Source organism: Bartonella sp. CE47NXGY, assembly GCF_042195415.1.
GTDB lineage: Bacteria > Pseudomonadota > Alphaproteobacteria > Rhizobiales > Rhizobiaceae > Bartonella.
The window spans coordinates 1-749 of the sequence record NZ_JBHIOI010000219.1 but is presented as its reverse complement, the minus strand read 5'-3'; the positions used below and the strand labels follow the sequence as shown (position 1 = coordinate 749).

At 39.5% G+C, this 749-nt stretch carries 1 protein-coding gene and 2 pseudogenes; all 3 read left to right on the top strand.

Features of this window, described 5'->3' with window-relative positions; all coding sequences use genetic code 11:
• Complete coding sequence (locus ACFIL3_RS10770; RefSeq protein WP_375682276.1) at positions 1 to 192, top strand: NADH-quinone oxidoreductase subunit K; 192 nt, start codon at positions 1 to 3, stop codon at positions 190 to 192.
• Between the two features lie 65 nt (positions 193 to 257).
• Positions 258 to 593 (top strand): annotated as a pseudogene (locus tag ACFIL3_RS10765) (hypothetical protein).
• A gap of 15 nt (positions 594 to 608) precedes the next feature.
• Positions 609 to 749, top strand: a pseudogene (locus tag ACFIL3_RS10760) (hypothetical protein); the annotation flags it as partial.

Here is a 749-nt window from a genome sequence, read left to right as displayed (position 1 = left end):
ATAATAATATCACTCTTCATCACAATCGCCCTCATGGCCTCAAACACACACTCCTCTCTGACCAACATCATACCAATCACCCTACTAGTATTTGCTGCTTGCGAAACAGCAGTAGGCCTTGCCCTACTAGTCTCAATCTCCAATACATACGGTCTAGATTACATCCACAACTTAAGTCTACTTCAATGTTAAAAATAATCATTCCAACAACCATATTGCTACCAATAACATGATTCTCTACAAACAACATAATCTGAATTAACTTAACTACACATAGCCTAATCATTAGCCTCATTCCCCTACTATTTTTTAACCAAACCAATAACAACCTCCTTAACCACTCAACCTACCTATCCTCCGACCCACTAACAACACCCCTTCTGACACTAACCGCTTGACTTCTACCCCTCATGATAATAGCTAGCCAGTACCACCTATGCAATGAACCCCCTTCGCAAAAAAAACTCTACCTCTCCACAATAATTTTCCTTCAAATCACCTTAATTCTAACATTCATGGCCACAGAATTAATCTTATTCTACATCCTATTCGAAACCACCCTTATTCCCACCCTAATCATCATCACCAAATGAGGTAACCAAGCAGAACGCCTCAACGCAAGCACATACTTTCTATTCTATACACTAACTGGCTCTCTACCCCTACTCATCATATTAACCTACACCTACAATAACGCAGGCTCATTAAATATCATACTACTAACACTCACAGACCAAAAACTAACAACC